The organism is Corynebacterium sp. Z-1 (genome assembly GCF_031844665.1).
In the GTDB taxonomy this organism is placed as follows: domain Bacteria; phylum Actinomycetota; class Actinomycetes; order Mycobacteriales; family Mycobacteriaceae; genus Corynebacterium; species Corynebacterium sanguinis.
Genome location: NZ_CP134621.1, coordinates 385,745 through 399,643 on the forward strand (window position 1 = coordinate 385,745; position 13,899 = coordinate 399,643).

Annotated in this window: 9 protein-coding genes and 1 pseudogene; 5 read left to right on the forward strand and 5 right to left on the reverse strand. The window is 65.2% G+C overall.

The annotated features are described in order from the left end of the window. Window positions 1-69 precede the first annotated feature (69 nt). From RIU96_RS01840 to RIU96_RS01850, 3 genes and pseudogenes are all read right to left on the reverse strand, one after another. Window positions 70-596 (reverse strand): annotated as a pseudogene (locus RIU96_RS01840) (VanZ family protein). After that, window positions 596-3,421, reverse strand: coding sequence for a leucine--tRNA ligase (gene leuS, locus RIU96_RS01845; protein WP_144823323.1), 2,826 nt, complete (start codon window positions 3,419-3,421; stop codon window positions 596-598). Before leuS ends, RIU96_RS01840 begins: the two are co-directional and overlap by 1 nt. Window positions 3,422-3,423: 2 nt before the next feature. Then, complete coding sequence (locus RIU96_RS01850) at window positions 3,424-5,121, reverse strand: dihydroxyacetone kinase family protein (protein ID WP_144741709.1); 1,698 nt, start codon at window positions 5,119-5,121, stop codon at window positions 3,424-3,426. Between the two features lie 93 nt (window positions 5,122-5,214). Between RIU96_RS01850 and RIU96_RS01855 the strand changes: the two genes are divergently transcribed. Beyond that, window positions 5,215-6,339, forward strand: a complete 1,125-nt coding sequence (locus RIU96_RS01855; RefSeq protein ID WP_144690483.1) for a glycerol dehydrogenase — start codon at window positions 5,215-5,217, stop codon at window positions 6,337-6,339. Here the strand turns inward: RIU96_RS01855 and RIU96_RS01860 are convergent. Together RIU96_RS01860 and RIU96_RS01865 are read right to left on the reverse strand one after the other, a co-directional pair. Next, entirely contained in the window at window positions 6,336-6,659 is a 324-nt protein-coding gene (locus RIU96_RS01860; RefSeq protein ID WP_006841292.1) for a hypothetical protein, read from the reverse strand. The two genes, RIU96_RS01855 and RIU96_RS01860, sit on opposite strands and share 4 nt — an antisense overlap. A gap of 52 nt (window positions 6,660-6,711) precedes the next feature. Then, window positions 6,712-7,029, reverse strand: a complete 318-nt coding sequence (locus RIU96_RS01865) for a DUF1963 domain-containing protein (RefSeq protein WP_006841293.1) — start codon at window positions 7,027-7,029, stop codon at window positions 6,712-6,714. Between the two features lie 209 nt (window positions 7,030-7,238). Here RIU96_RS01865 and RIU96_RS01870 point away from each other — a divergent pair, with 209 nt between their 5' ends. The 4 genes from RIU96_RS01870 to RIU96_RS01885 are packed head-to-tail and all read left to right on the forward strand — an operon-like array spanning window position 7,239 to window position 13,727. Further along, window positions 7,239-8,711, forward strand: coding sequence for a DUF3375 domain-containing protein (locus RIU96_RS01870; RefSeq protein WP_258562500.1), 1,473 nt, complete (start codon window positions 7,239-7,241; stop codon window positions 8,709-8,711). Further along, window positions 8,712-9,299, forward strand: a complete 588-nt coding sequence (locus RIU96_RS01875) for a DUF4194 domain-containing protein (RefSeq protein WP_006841295.1) — start codon at window positions 8,712-8,714, stop codon at window positions 9,297-9,299. Further along, window positions 9,296-12,646 (forward strand): ATP-binding protein, encoded by a 3,351-nt coding sequence (locus tag RIU96_RS01880; protein ID WP_144690487.1) that lies wholly within the window; start codon window positions 9,296-9,298, stop codon window positions 12,644-12,646. The genes RIU96_RS01875 and RIU96_RS01880 overlap by 4 nt, the downstream gene beginning before the upstream one ends. After that, window positions 12,633-13,727 carry a Wadjet anti-phage system protein JetD domain-containing protein gene (locus tag RIU96_RS01885; RefSeq protein ID WP_311205074.1) on the forward strand — a complete coding sequence of 365 codons (1,095 nt, stop codon included), beginning with the start codon at window positions 12,633-12,635 and terminating at the stop codon, window positions 13,725-13,727. The genes RIU96_RS01880 and RIU96_RS01885 overlap by 14 nt, the downstream gene beginning before the upstream one ends. Window positions 13,728-13,899: the final 172 nt, after the last annotated feature.

Consider the following 13,899-nt stretch of genomic DNA (forward strand, 5'->3'; position numbering starts at 1 on the left):
GGGTCACTGAACTGTTTTGACCTTACCAGCGCCCAACACGATTGCATCCGGTAGGAAATGCCCAAAGGTCTAGTACACGTCACGCACTTTGGTGGGGTCGCCGAGGTTTTCCCCCGCCAAGACTAGACCGATGAACACCGCAGCGGTCGCTAGACCAAGCCCGACCCACAGCCCGTGGAACCTGGGCCCAGCCCACGCCGCCACGACCGCTCCTGCGGCGGCACCCAGGGTGTTCATGATGAGGTCATGATGTCCGTAAGCCCGAGCGCGAAGGCGTACTGCGCGGCCTCCATCGCCACGCTCAAGCCCGCGCCAGTGAGCACAGCCGCACCGAACCTGCCGAACACGACGTAGGCGAGCACGCCGAAGGGCACGAAAAACGCGACGTTGCCGCCATAGCCAAACAGCGGCGCGAACCAGCTCTGGGCGTCGACCAACTCGGAAAAAGGCACCCAGGACACACCCCGGCGCGATTGGTTCGCTGGGTCCCACAGGTAGCCGATGCGGAAAAACGACTTCAGCAGCGTCAACGCGACGATCACGCCGCTGTAGGCCACAAGAGCCACGACCTGGGCCAGGCGCGTGTTCACAGGGATTACTTCACCACGAGGTTGACCATTCGGCCGGGCACCACGATGGTCTTGACCACGTTCTTGCCCTCGGTGAGCTCGGCGACGCGGGCGTCGGCACGCGCAAGCGACTCCAGCGCATCCTTGTCCGCGTCGGCTGGGACGGTAATGCGCGCCTTGACCTTGCCGTTGATCTGGACCGGGATCTCGACGGTGTCGTCGACAAGCAGCGACTCATCGAAGGTCGGGAACGGCTCGAACGTAATGGTCCCGGAATGGCCCAGCCGCACCCACAGTTCCTCGGCGATGTGCGGGGCGAGAGGGGAGACCATCTGCACCAGCGGCTCCACGGCGGCGCGCGGCACCGGGCCGTCGTGCGTCTTGGTCAGGTAGTTGACGTACTCGATGAGCTTGGCCACGACCGTGTTGTCACGCAGGTTCTCGTAGTCCTCGCGCACACCCGCGATGGTGCGGTGCAGCGCCTTGGCGTCCTCGTCGGTCAGTGGGGCGTCCGCGGCGCGCAGCTCGCCGGTTTCCTCGTTGACCACGAGGCGCCACAGGCGCTGCAGGAAGCGGTGCGCGCCGACGACGTCCTTGGTGGCCCAGGGGCGCGAGGTGTCCAGCGGGCCCATCGACATTTCGTACACGCGCAGGGTGTCCGCGCCGTAGTCGTGGCCGATCTCGTCCGGGGCGACGGCGTTCTTGAGCGACTTGCCCATCTTGCCGTACTCCTGGTTGACCTCTTCGCCCTGGTAGAAGAACTTGCCGTCGCGCTCTTCGACCTCCGCCGCCCTGACGTACACGCCGCGCGCATCGGTGTACGCGTAGGCCTGGATGTAGCCCTGGTTGTATAGGCGTCGGTAGGGCTCGCGCGAGGTGACAAATCCGAGGTCGAACAGCACCTTGTGCCAGAACCTGGAGTACAGAAGGTGCAGCACGGCGTGCTCGACGCCACCGACGTAGAGGTCGACTCCGCCCGGGTCGTTCTCGCCGCGCGGGCCGGTCCAGTAGCGCTCGTTCTCCAGCGCGCAGAACTCTTCCGTGTTTGTCGGGTCGATGTAGCGCAGCTGGTACCAGGAGGAACCGGCCCACTGTGGCATGACGTTGGTGTCGCGGTAGTACGTCTTTTCGCCCTCGCCGAGATCCAGGGTGACCTCCACCCAGTCCGTCGCCTTCGCCAGCGGGGGAGCGGGCTCCGAGTCGGCGTCGTCGGGATCGAAGGAGACGGGGTTGTAGTCCTCGATCTGCGGCAGCTCCACCGGCAGCATGTTCTCCGGCAACGAGTGCGCCTGGCCGTTCTCGTCGTAAACAATCGGGAAGGGCTCGCCCCAGTAGCGCTGCCGCGCGAACAGCCAATCGCGCAGCTTGTACTGGATCTTCTCCTCGCCGTGGCCGTGGGCGACGAGCCAGCTTATCGACGCCTCAATCGCGTCATCCTTGCCCATCCCGTCAAGATCCAACCCCGCGTTGTTGGCGGAATTAACATGCGGCGCATCCCCCGTGAATGCCTCCGTGGACACGTCCGAATCCAGCACCGGGGTAATGGGCAGGGAGAAGACCTGGGCGAACTCGTAGTCGCGCTCGTCGTGAGCGGGAACCGCCATGATCGCGCCGGTGCCGTAGCCGGTGAGCACGTAATCGGCGATGAACACCGGCACCTTCTCGCCGTTGACCGGGTTGGTGGCGTAGGAGCCGAGGAACACGCCCGTCTTTTCCTTGTTCTCCTGGCGTTCCACGTCGCTCTTCGCGGCGATCGCCCGCTTGTAGGCGGCGACGGCCTCGGCGGGGGTGGAGGCCCCGTACGTCCAGGTGGGGTTGGTGTTGTCGGGGTAGGAGGTGGTGGTCAGGGCGTCGACAAGCTCATGCTCGGGCGCGAGCACGACGTAGCTGGCGCCGAACAAGGTATCCGGGCGGGTGGTGAACACAGTGATAGGGCCGGCGGGGGAGGCAAACGACACCTCCGCGCCGCGGGAGCGGCCGATCCAGTTGCGCTGCATGGACTTGACCTTCTCCGGCCAATCCAGAAGCTCCAGGTCGTCGAGCAGGCGATCCGAGTAGGCGGTGATGCGCATCATCCACTGGCGCAGGCGCTTGCGGAAGACCGGGAAATTGCCGCGCTCCGAACGCCCATCGGCGGTGACTTCCTCGTTGGCTAGCACCGTGCCCAGGCCCGGGCACCAGTTGACCATGGAGTCGGAGAGGTAGACGAGGCGGAACTCATCGATCGCGGCATGTTTTTCCGCGGTGGTGAGATCGCGGAAGTTGCGGCCGTCCTTTGTGGTGCGAGCGCCCGTCATCAAATCGCGCACGAGATCCTCGATCGGACGGGCTTTCTGCTGCTCCTCGTCGAACCAGGCGTTATGAATCTGCAGGAAGATCCACTGCGTCCAACGGTAAAACTCCGGATCCGTCGTAGCGACGGCGCGGCGGCGGTCATGCCCCAGGCCCAGCGAGTCGAGCTGGCGGGTCATGTTCGCGATGTTCGCCTCGGTGGTCGTGCGCGGGTGCGTACCTGTCTGGATCGCGTACTGTTCCGCCGGCAACCCAAAGGCGTCGTAGCCCAGGGTGTGCAAAACGTTCTTGCCCAGCATGCGGTTGTAACGGGCGAAAACATCCGTGGCGATGTAGCCCAGCGGGTGTCCCACGTGCAGGCCTGCGCCGGAGGGGTAGGGAAACATGTCCTGGACGTTGAGCTTGTCAGCGGGCAGCTGCTCACCAGTGGCGAGGTCACCCACCGGGTTGGGCGCGTTGAATGTGCCGTTGTCGCGCCAGTAGCGCTGCCACTTCTGCTCGATCTCATTCGCCAGCCCCGGCGTGTAGCGGAAGGCGGGCCCCTCGGTCGCGTTAGTCATGCTTAGACAGTGTAGTGGGTGGCCACCGGGTCCTCGGACCCGAGCAGCCAGGTCACCACAATCGCGCCGGGGTCCGGCACGTCCTTCGTGGACTCGCCGAGGTAGGAGGCGCGGCCCTTCTTCGCCGAGATCTCGCGGGTGTGCGCCACGCCCTCGACGGCCGCCTCGCGGGCGGCGGCCATGGCCTCCTCGAGCGGGGTGCCGGGGTCGATCCCCGCCAGCGCCCGAGCGGCGGGGTAGAGGGCGTCCACCATCGTCTTGTCACCGTACTCCGCCCCGCCGAGCTCGTGGATGGCCTCGTACGCGCTGTTCAGCCCCGCCGCGAGCGACTCCGTGGTGAGGCGGTCCTCCACGGCGTGGGAGAGCTCGGTGAACAGGGTGCCGAAGACGGCGCCCGAGGTTCCCCCGGAGCGCACGAGGCAGCGGTGGGCGAGGCCCTCGAGGATGTCGCCGTCGCGGCCTCGCAGGGGCAGCTCGATGTCGCCGAAGGCGGCGTCGATGTTGGCGCCGAAGTCGCCGTCGCCGGCGATGCGGTCCAGCTCGGTGAGGTCGTCCACGCCCGCCTGGGCCCGCTCGATGAAGCCCGTCAGCCAGAGGTTCTCCTCGCCGGTCTCCGGCAGCTTGTCGGCGAAGCTCATCTCCGCCGGGGCAAACGTCGCCTCGGTGCCGATTGCGGCGGGCCAGGCCGGGGCGGCCGTGGGGGCGTCGAGAAGCTCTGCGATCTCGTCGTTGCAGCGCGTGAGCGTGACGGACACGCCGTGCATGTTGACGGAGGTGACAAAGGTGCCGTTGAGGCTGCGGCGCACGGTGATGCCGCGCTCGGCGAGCCAGGTGAGCACCTCGCCGAACACGAGGTGGATCTCGAGCAGGGTGGTGCCGCCGAGCCCGTTGGTCAAGCAGACGACCTCGTCGCCGTCTGCGAGCCCGAGCGCCTCGACGATGCCGGGCAGGATCGCCTCGACGATGTCGCGCGCCGACTTGATCTTCTCGCGGGCCACGCCACGCTCGCCGTGAATACCCACGCCGACCTCCATGTCGCCGCTGTCCAGGTCGAAGGTGTCGCGGCCCGAGGTGGGCAGGTATCCCGGCGCGAGCGCGACGGCCATGCTGCGGGAGTTGTCGGCGACCCACTGGGCCTTCTCCCGCACCGTCTCGAGGTCGTCTCCGCGGCGGGCGGCGGCGCCGGCAACCTTTTCCACGAGGATGGTGGCTGCGGTGCCGCGCCGGCCGGGCCCCTCCTCGTCGCCCCGCTCGGTGGCGATGTCCTCCTTGACCACCACGGTGGCGGTCTCCACCTCCGGGGTCATGCGGCAGGCGACGGAGAAGTTCATCACGTCGCCGGTGTAGTTCTTCACCACGTGCAGCACCCCGCGGCCCTGGTCCGCCCACGCGGTCGCCTCCGCGATCTGCACGGCGTTGGGGGAGGTGAACAGGTGCCCGGGGCACGCCGCGGCGAGCATGCCCCGGCCGATGAAGCCGCTGTGCATGGGCTCGTGGCCCGAGCCGCCGCCCGAGATCACGGCGACGGCCGGCTCCCCGCTGTCGGTGACCACGGGGGAGGCCTGGTAGATGAAGCCCGCCGGGTTCCACTCCGCATCCGGGTGGGCGGCGACGGTGCCTCCCACCGCCTCCGCCGAGAAATCGTGCGGGTTGTTGCGGAAGGAGCGCAGGGGCGGTGAGGGCTGTGCGTTGTCGGCCATGCACAAAAGGATAATGAAAGTCGCTACTCGCACATAACGCCGTGGTCGCCTAGGGTGGGGCGCCAGAGGATCTCCCGACAGAAAGGAAAGACGATGACCGTTTCCCATACACAGGACAAGATGTACACGGGGCCTTCCCGCTACGTGCAGGGCATCGACCTTATTGACCGCGCCGCACACTACCTCAAGCCGCTCGGTTCGGCCCCGCTCATCATCGCCGACGAGGTCGTCTGGGACATCGCGGGCCAGAAGCTTCAGGACAGCCTTCGCGGCGACGGGATGGAGGCCACGCACGAGGTCTTCGGTGGCGAGGCTTCTCTGAACGAGATCGGCCGCATTGTGGAGAAAGCACAGGCGGGCGAAACCGACGTGATCATCGGCCTCGGCGGCGGCAAGACCATTGACTCCGCCCGCGCCGTGGCCGACAAGCTTTCCCTGCCAGTAGCAATTTTCCCCACTGCCGTGTCCGCCGACGCGCCGACCGCCCGCGTCTCCGTGATCTACACCGACGAGGGCGTGTTCGACTCCTACCTCTTCTACGACCGCAACCCAGACCTCGTGGCGGTGGACACCCGCGTGATCGCCAACGCGCCCGTGAACACGTTGCGCTCCGGCCTCGGCGACGCTTTGGCAACACTGGTCGAGGCTCGGGCCGTGCACCGCGCCAACGGCCGCCGCATGGACGACTCCTCCCGCCCCACCTTGGCCGGCCTGGCGCTGGCGGAAAAGTGCGAGGAGACGCTCTTTGCCTACGCCCACCAGGCGCTCAAGGACGCGGAGGAGCACATCGTTTCCCCGGCACTCGAGGCCATCTGTGAGGCGAACACGCTGCTGTCCGGCCTGGGCTTCGAAAACGGGGGGCTGGCCGCCGTCCACGCGATCCACAACGGCTTCACCGCCCTCGACGGCGACATCCACCACATGTCGCACGGCGAGAAGGTGGCCTTCGGTATCGGCGTGCAGCTCATGCTCACCGGCGCCACCCGCGAGGAGGCCGACCGCTACTTCGGCTTCCTCCAGTCCGTCGGCCTGCCGACCACCCTGGAGGAGATCCACCTCGCCGACGCCACCGACGACGACCTGTACAAGATCGCCGAGCTCGCCTGCTCCAGCGAGGAGACGCTGAAGCAGATGCCGGGCGAGCACACCCCAACCGACGTCGTGCAGGCGATCCGCGCGGCGGACCGCTACGCCCGCTCGCTACGCGAGCGCGCCTAGCCGCGGGGGCGCTGCTCCCAGCGCAGCTCGCAGCCCAGCGCGTCGAGTACCTCGAACGCCTCGGCGGTGCCGGCTTCGAGGCTCTCGGCGACGTCCTGGCCGCCGGAGGTGATGTCCACGACAACCTCCTCCGGCGCGGACGTGACCTCCTGGACCATCCAGCCGCCGCGCCCGCGCGTGCCGAGGGGGTCGGCGGGCAGGTCGTCGAGCCAGTCGAGGACCGCCTGGCGCGCGTGCGCCCCGGTGACCGTGAGGCGCACGGTCGCGGGCGAGTCGTCGGGGGCCAGCCAGTCGTGGTCGATCTCGTAACGCTCGTTCATGCGCACCAGGATAGCTGGCGCGTTGGCTGGAGGATGTTTGCAAAGGCTTGCCTTACCTAACTTGCTGCAAGCGTGTAGCGTTGTGCGCACTTTCGGGAAGACCCGACGCGTCTCCGACGGCATCGCGGAGCTCCGCCAGATTGATCTGGGCGATGAATGCGTAGGGCATACCGCCCGGACCTGTGGGCCATTCAGCGCCCTTCGGCAGGTCGGGGAGACCGCCAACTCGCGAGGAGCCCAAAGGCACCTCGGCGACCTCACCAGGTTCCAACCCGATTTCCTCGATGAGATACGTCAGCGCCTTTCCGACAAACTCTGCCGACAGGAAAGCGGCTGCCGCGGTGGAGACTTCCTCTGCGTCCTTGAACATAGGGCCAGTGTAACGGGGATGAGCAGGCGCTACTCGAAGTCTGACCTGCCCTCCGCCGCCGTGGCGGATCATCGACCGGGTGAGGAGCGGGCCGTCGATAAGCACCGCGCGTTGGCACGGAATCTGCGTAATTGGCAGCCCCGGAAACTCGCGCCCACCTGTTCGATTGATGGCCGGTCCGTGTCGGCGCACCTTGCTAAGTTGAGCTCATGAACCGAACAACGGCGGTTGCCGACACCCTCACCATGATCCGCCTTGCGGACTCGGTCCCGGCGTGGGTGATGTTGCGCGCCAAAAATGCGCCGGCTGTACTGTCAGTGCTCAGCGCGGTGTTTCAGTCCGATAACCGACAAGTCGCGGGCACCGAACTGGCGCTAGCGGTGGACTCACTGCTTGTTGATATTCGGGAGCAAACCGACATGGAGCTTCCCAAATCCGCCGTGGCGTACATCAACGATTGGGTCAAGGCCGGTTATCTGATCCGCCGCAGCCCGCAGGGAACGCGTGATGAGTTCTACGAGCTCACTACGGACGCCCACGTGGCAATCGACTACGTCCGACAGCTGGTCAACCCGCAGCGCTCGGTAACCAAGTCCCGCCTGGACACCCTCTTCACGGGCTTACATAGTCTGGCTGCGGAGACGGACCCTGATGAGGCGACCGCTATTCGGCGCCTCGAGCAACAGCGCGACCAGCTGCAGGCGCGCATCGACCAGATCCGAATGAACGGGGTCGGCATCATATCTGATGCGGAGGCCGTGGAGAAAGCGCGCGAGATCCTGGCCCTGGCGAGCGATTTGCCCACAGACTTTTCCCGCGTACGGGAGGAGATCGAGGAGGTCGACAGGGGTCTGCGGGAGTCCATAGTCGACGGGCAACTCAACGCCGGCGCGGTGTTGGACAACGTGTTTCGGGGTGTGGATCTGGTTACCGAGTCCGAGGCAGGAAAAGCCTTTAACGGCTTCTACGAGGTCTTCCTTGACCCGGAGCGATCCAAGCAGTTCGACGCGACTGTCAGCTCCGTGCTGTCCCGTGATTTCGTGGACAAGCTCGATCCGCTGGAGCGAACGGAGCTGGCACAGCTGGCAGACACACTGGATACCTCGTCGGGGCAAGTCCATGACTCGATGACAGGCCTGTCCAGATCGCTGAGAAGGTTCGTGCAGTCCCGCGAGGCGGAGTCGCAGCAAGCGTTGACCAGGGCGATCAATACCGCCCAGCAGCTCGCTCTCCAACTCGCGCAGCGCGGCATCAAACCCTACGAGTCCATCGAGTTCGATCTGGAGTTGACCACCCGGCAGCCGACCTCGCTGTCGAGCTGGGAACTCTACGACCCGATGGAGTACCGCATCAAGCCCAACATGGAAGTCGACGAGTCGGGGGAGATCGACTTTGAGGCGGTGCGCGCGAGGATCCGGGAATCCGAGATTGATTGGGAGGAGCTGCGCCGGGCGATCAATGATGTGGTGGACAGGAGCGGGAGGGCGTCGATAAGCGACGTGCTTTCCGCTCACCCCGCAACCCAAGGCCTGGCGAGCGTCGTGGGACTGATCAAGCTTGCGCACGACCACGGCGAGCGGGCCGACGGCACCGAGTTCCTGCACTGGCAGCGCCCAGGCGGAAAGAATTTCCGCGCCCGGTACGAGCGATTCGAATTCGGCGAAAAGATTGGACACGTATAGATGGACAACAAGCTTCATGAGGCCGACACCGGCACCCTGACCGGCCTGCAGCGCCGAGCGCTGGCGGAGCTCATCCGCGGCCCGTATGTGTCCAGCATCAAGGCTCCGGAGGTGTTCCAGACGGTATCAGGCTCGCGGGAGCTGCTTGCGCAGCAGCTGGATAACCTCTTTCTCACCCTCATCGTCGACGACAATGCCGGTGTCGCCTACACCAAGGCGTGGGATGTGGAGGTGCCTGAGAAACGCGCTCTGCTGCGAAAACAATCGCTGACGTTCATGGATACGGTGGTCATCTTGCATCTGCGCCGCGAGCTGGTGACCACCAACCCCAACGAGCGCACCATCGTGGATGAGGACGAGGTATTCGAGGCGACTCTGCCTTACCAGGGCCACGGGGGCACGGACAAGACGAACCAGCGCAAGCGCTTCACTGCCTCGTGGAACAAGATGAAGACCTACTCCATCATCGTGTCCACCCCCACCGAAGGCCGCTTCGAGGTCTCCCCTGTACTGCGCATCATCTTCTCCGGCGAGGAAATCGCCGCCGTCACCGAATCATTCTGCGCTCTTCTGGAGGACGAGCAGTGACCGCCATCATCCCAGGCCAGTTTCGACTGTCCCAGATCCAGGTGTACAACTGGGGAACCTTCGACAACCTGCACACGGTGAACGTATCGCGGGAAGGCTTCCTCATCACGGGGCCATCGGGGTCGGGCAAGTCCACGCTTATCGACGCCCTCTCGACCATCCTGGTGCCACCCAGCAAAGTCCGCTTCAACGCGGCTGCTGACAGCCATTCCCAGTCGGGGCGAAACCTCGTCACCTACTGCCGCGGGGCGTGGCGCCGCGAGCACTCTGTGGAGGCTGACGAACTGACACAATCCTACCTGCGCCAGGGAGCGACCTGGAGCGGGGTGGCGCTGCGCTACGACAACGGCACCGAGGGCGTGGTCACCGCCTGCCGGCTTATGTTCCTGCCAGCGAACGCCTACTCGCGCCAGGAGATGGTGGACCTCTACCTGCTCCTTCCCCGCGAGGCGAGCCTGACGGAGTTCGAGCCCCTGGCGCTGAAAAACCTGCCTGTGACGGAGGCGAAAAAGCAGTACGCGTCCGCGCTGCACGTGAGCCGCAGCCACCCCCAGTTCATTGCGGCGCTGCGCCGCGCCGTCGGAATCACCGACGAAGGAGCCTTGGATCTGCTGCACCGCACACAGTCCGCGAAGACGCTCGGGGATCTCAACCACCTGATGCGCACATTCATGCTTCCGGAGCCGGAGACGTTCGCCATCGCGGAGCAGGCGGCGGGGAACTTCACGGACCTGCACACGGCGTATTCCTCTGTGGTGGATGCCCGCGAGCAGATCGAGCACCTGCTGCCCGTGCGGGTAGCGGCCGAGAAACGCTCGGACGTGGCCACCGAGCTGCTCACCGTCGACGAGGAACGCGAGCACCTCGAGCTGTTCATCAATACCTGGAAGCAACAATTCGCCCAGAAGCAACGGGCCCAACTGACGTCCGAGCTCGCGGCCATCGACGGAACCATCACCGCGGAAAATGCCCGGCGTGAGGAGAATGCAGCGGAGCAGGACCGACTGCGCACTCTCATTCACGGCGCGCAGGACTCGTCGCTTGTCGCCGCGGAGGCACGTCGCGATGCCCTGCGTGAGCAGCTGAAACGCGTGGAAAAGGCCGAGGCGGACTTCAAGGAGAGGCTGAAGATTCTGGACGCCGCGATGCCGGGAACAGTCGATGAGTTCTCCAACTTCCGGCTGCAGCTCGAAGGAGAGCGGGACGATCTACGCCAGCAACAGGCTGACAACGAAACCAAATTGGAGCAGGCGCAGGGGCGTGTCTACGAGCTTGTCACCATCAAGAACAGCCGTATCAAGGAGCTGGAGACACTGCGCTCGTCCGGCTCCGCGATGGACAGCCGGTTGATTGGTGCGCGGGCCCTCATCGCGCAGGTCGCGGGTATCAGGGAGAAGGACCTGCCCTTCGTCGCGGACCTGATGAGTATGAGGCAGGGCGAAGACGCATGGCAGGGTGCTGCAGAACGTGTCATGGGTGGCTTCGCCCGGACTCTCGTTGTGCCGGAGGAGCTGTACGCACAGGTCTCCTCCGCGATCAACGCGACACACCTCGGGGCGAAGGTGTCCTACACCCGATTCAGCCCCCAGCTGGAGAACCAGCGGCCGCCTTCGTTTGTGCAGGGCTCGCTGGGCCAGAAAATTGAGGTCGCCGAGGGGCGGTTCCACGCCTGGATTCAAACACAGCTCTCCAAGAGCTTTGACCACCTCTGCTGCGAGACCATGGACGAATTCCGGGCCGCCCGGCGCGCCGTGACCCTCCAAGGCTCGGTGAAACACAACCCACACGACCACGTCAAGGATGACCGTAGCCGCGTCGAGGACAAGTCGCGGTGGGTGCTGTGGGGCAACCTGGATGACAAGATCGACGAGCTCCAGGCGGCAGTTCGCGCTGCCACGGAAAAGCTCGGGGCCGCCACACGTTCGCGTGACCTGATCAAAGGTGCGCTGCAAGCACAGCGCACTCAGGTATCCACCATTGAACGGCTGCTCGAAACGAGTGACTTCGCCGACATCAATGTTGCCGCCACGACGGCTCAGCTTGGCGACGCTCAGCAGCTCGTCGATGAACTGACTGACGGTAACGCCGAGCTAGCGGCCATGAAGAAGCAACTCTCTGCGGCTCGGGCGTCCCGGCAGAAAATAGAGAAGAACTTGGAAGATCTTCTCGAGGCTCGGGGCGGACTGCGCACCGAGCTCCAGCAGACGGAGGCGATCCTAGAGAAGGCCCGCCTGCAGGTGGGAGAGCGCGAGGTGCCGGCGGAGGTAAACGCACGGCTCGAGGAGCGTTGCCACGCTATCGATCGCTCCATCCGCGCTGACAACATCGACCGCCTCTCACACCGGCTCACCAGGGACATTGAGGACAGGTTGGCGGCGCTGAAAGATCGTGCCAGCCGCTATGACAGCCAGCTTCGCGACGCCATGAACCGCTACCTTCTGCGCTGGCCACAACGCCAGGGCGATCTCAGCGCCGATCCGGCCTGGGAGAAAGACTTCCTCAAAGAGCTGGAGCGTCTCGAGTCCGATGATCTCCCGCGCTTCGAACAGCGCTTCCGGGAGATGCTCCGCGACCAAACCCACAAACATCTGGGAAGGTTGCGGCGGCTCATCCGGGATGCGGCGGCAAAGACTCGCAACTCGATTCAGATGATTAACAACTCACTGGCGGAGGTGGAATTCTACCCAGGCACGCATCTCACCATCGAGGTGCGCGAAGCGCAGCCAGCGATCACCCGCGACTTTGTGCAGCTTCTCGATGCCGCAATGGAGGGCATGATCAACGACGCCGACCAGGAGGAAAGCGAAAACCGCTTCCACAAACTGCGCGCGGTGATTGACGCGGTGACGGTCTCCGACAACACCTCGCCGCGCGAGCGCCAGCTGCGGCTGGACACCCGCGAACATGTGAAGTTCCTGGGTGTCGAGTACAGCCCCGACGGGGTGCGCGGCGCGGTCTACGACTCAGCCGAGGGTCTGTCCGGTGGCCAGGCCCAGAAGCTCTCCTCGTTCTGTCTCGCGGCGGCCTTGCGTTACCGGCTCACCGGCACCGGGATGTCCGCCTCCCAGGCACGCAACTCGACGGTACAGCTGGACGGGGAGATCTACCCGCGCTTTGGCACCATCGTGCTCGACGAGGCCTTCGACCGAGCCGACACCGAGTTCACCCGCGCCGCCATGGGAGCTTTCCGCCAGTTCGGGTTCCACATGATCTTGGCCACCCCGGAGAAGCTACTGCAGACGGTGCAGGACTATATCGGGGGAGTGCTCATGGTGGAGTGCCCCGACCGGAAGCGCTCTCGGACGAGTTCCCTGACCATCGAAGAGGATCCCATTGAAAACCCCTGAGCAGGTGCGCGCTCGCGCCGCAACGTTTTACGCGCGCAACCACCGCGCGTGGCTCGATGGCGATTTCTCCGGGCTGACTATCAATCTCCAGCCGCCGACGGGCAGGGCCGCAGAGCGTGACGACGGCCTTTCGGTGCGCTCCTGGATCGACGAGTGGACCCGCAGCGCCATCCCCGCCGAATGGGAAGACAAGAAACTCGGCTACCTGGGCACCTACTCACTGCCCGCGCGCGTGGTGCTCTCCGACGCGGCAGTGGCCGCAGAAGCGGCAGGGAGGTCCTCGCACTGGCGTCGCGTCAACGAATTACTGTCTTTGTTCTGCCACGAGCTGGGGGAAGAAGTTCGAGCCGGCCTTGCCGCAAAGCTCGCATACTGGGAGGGCTGGGACAACGTGGTCGCCGCGCAGTTCATCGATGTGGTGCGCTGGCTACGCACTCACCATGTCGCCAAGCACTACGCACGCGAGCTGCCGATTTTCGGTATCGACTCCAAGTGGATCGAAACTCGCCGCGCGGTGATCTCCGCGGTGGTCGGCGAAATTAGCTTCCGTGAGGCACCGTCGATGGTGGAGCTGCGCATCCTGGATCCCACGGACAACTTCTGCGGGATGCGTCACTGGTCGTGCCCCGTCTCCGCGCTCTCCGACGTGCCCGGTGCGCGGGTGTTGATCGTCGAAAACCGCCAGACCTTTCTCGCGCTGCCCAACCTGCCGAACACGATCGCGGTGTACGGCGGCGGGCTACGGGCGCACTCCCTCGTGCGCGATATCCCCTGGCTGGCGACGAAAGAGTTACTGTACTGGGGAGACTTGGACTCGCACGGCTTCTATATTCTCGAGCTGGTCCGTCGGCACGTCTCGCCCGTGCAGTCAGTCCTCATGGACCTAGACACCGCCCGCCGCCATCTGGACCTCGCGGTCGAGGAACCCCAGCCCAGCAGGTTTGTGCCACACCTCTTAACCCCCTCCGAGACGATGGCCCTGGAGTTCCTGCGCAGCCACTCCACTAGCGGATGCATGCGGATCGAGCAGGAGCGGATCGTGTTCGACCACGTGGAGAAAAGACTCAGGGAGATTGGCTAGTGTGGGCTTCGTCAACCTCTCCGGAGGTTAGCCGTCCCGCCCTCACGGCACTTGTCGGCGCCCACCGCTAGCCGCAAACCCGTCCGACAGCGTCAGAACCTCGACCGCCCGCCAGGCGCGGGTGCACTCGTCCAGCCTCACAGAGACCGACACAAATGGTGAGGATGTGAAG

What these genes read in the sequence shown, in the direction of transcription:
- RIU96_RS01850 (WP_144741709.1), bottom strand. Translation starts at nt 5,121, where the DNA reads ATGGCCGACAACGCACAGCCCTCACCGCCCCTGCGCTCCTTCCGCAAC.
- RIU96_RS01865 (WP_006841293.1), bottom strand. Translation starts at nt 7,029, where the DNA reads ATGTTCAAGGACGCAGAGGAAGTCTCCACCGCGGCAGCCGCTTTCCTG.
- leuS (WP_144823323.1), bottom strand. Translation starts at nt 3,421, where the DNA reads ATGACTAACGCGACCGAGGGGCCCGCCTTCCGCTACACGCCGGGGCTG.
- RIU96_RS01860 (WP_006841292.1), bottom strand. Translation starts at nt 6,659, where the DNA reads ATGAACGAGCGTTACGAGATCGACCACGACTGGCTGGCCCCCGACGAC.
- RIU96_RS01870 (WP_258562500.1), top strand. Translation starts at nt 7,239, where the DNA reads ATGAACCGAACAACGGCGGTTGCCGACACCCTCACCATGATCCGCCTT.
- RIU96_RS01875 (WP_006841295.1), top strand. Translation starts at nt 8,712, where the DNA reads ATGGACAACAAGCTTCATGAGGCCGACACCGGCACCCTGACCGGCCTG.
- RIU96_RS01855 (WP_144690483.1), top strand. Translation starts at nt 5,215, where the DNA reads ATGACCGTTTCCCATACACAGGACAAGATGTACACGGGGCCTTCCCGC.